This is a genomic window from Burkholderia sp. LMG 13014 (genome assembly GCF_905232215.1).
In the GTDB taxonomy this organism is placed as follows: domain Bacteria; phylum Pseudomonadota; class Gammaproteobacteria; order Burkholderiales; family Burkholderiaceae; genus Burkholderia.
In genome coordinates this window covers 1-1182 of record NZ_CAJNKE010001029.1, presented here as the reverse complement: position 1 = coordinate 1182, position 1182 = coordinate 1, and the positions used below count along the sequence as shown (strand labels likewise).

The window sequence follows — 1182 nt, the reverse complement described above, 5'->3', positions numbered from 1 at the left end:
CTCCCCCGAAAAAGCCGGCCACCCGTCGGCCGATTGGCACAAAGGACTAAAGGTCCAACCAATCATAGGAAGTGATTTCGCGTTTGTCACGGAATCGGGATTCAGTATTTACCCGGGCGGGGAAATCGGGCGGTTGAGCAGAGATTCGGCGTTCGACGGTGCCCGGGAGCGCGTCCAGGGATTCGTACAACCCCAATACCGGCGGGTTTCCTGGCCGGTTGACAGCACACGCCCGGCACGGCAGCACGCCAAACTGACAAAAAAGTCATGTTCGCGTCAGGGTCTCAACGGGATGCGCACGCCATCATGGCGTACCGGACTGCGCTTCCGGTCCATCGCCACCCCGCCCGCGTTCGATCCCTGCGGGCACCTCCGTCCCCCGGCGATGGGCTCCGTGACTGGGCGAGCAGACACGGCGCGCAGGCCGATTTTCCGCCCCGGACTTCGTGTCCGGGGCGTTTTTGTCTGTGGTTTCCAAAGAAAATAAGCGTGGATTGTTTCTAAATCGGCAAAAGGTAATTTGAGCCAGACAGGATGTTTTTTCCGGTCACAGACGCTTACATTTAGCGCACCACTCATGGAAACCGCTACGGATTCGCCATCGGGTAGTGACATCCACTGCCACGGCCGAACCGCACGAGCTTTAGGAAACGGCAAAATGAAGGCCTCCAAATCCCTGCCTGCGCTCGATCCCGCCGACGTCCACGTCGAAATCCTCGAACGTTCCGATACGCTGCTCGTCGTCCGCTGGGTCGAACCCGGCCGCTGTCACTACGGTGAACAGCGCTGGCGCCGCCGCTTCGCGCAACGCACCGGCACCTGCGCGCTGTCGCGCCAGGTGATCCACCGCGGCGACGAAGTGTTCCGCCCGGCCGAACGCCCGGCACCCGCGAATGCGGCCGCGATGATCTCCGCCGCCGAAGTGCTCGCGCTGGCCGGCGGCAGGTAAATCCTGCCGGCCGCGCGTCACGGCACGCGGCACCACACGATGCGCCGGCCCTAGAAGCACCGGTCTAATTCCCCCGCTTGTCTGCCACGCCCGCGCACACTATCGTTACACCACTCAATGTAACGATTACGCGCCGCGGCCGCCCGGTCGCGCCGATGGAGGCAGACATGCATGCATGGAGCGCGCGCCACGTCCCGGCGCAAGGCGGCAAAGTTGCGGTCGTGACCGGCGCC

At 63.5% G+C, this 1182-nt stretch carries 1 protein-coding gene; it reads left to right on the top strand.

The window, feature by feature from the left end:
- The first annotated feature begins 658 nt into the window (after positions 1-658).
- Positions 659-949: a DUF3331 domain-containing protein gene (locus tag JYJ84_RS37130; RefSeq protein WP_039366241.1), complete on the top strand. Its 291-nt coding sequence runs from the start codon at positions 659-661 to the stop codon at positions 947-949.
- Positions 950-1182 lie beyond the last annotated feature (233 nt).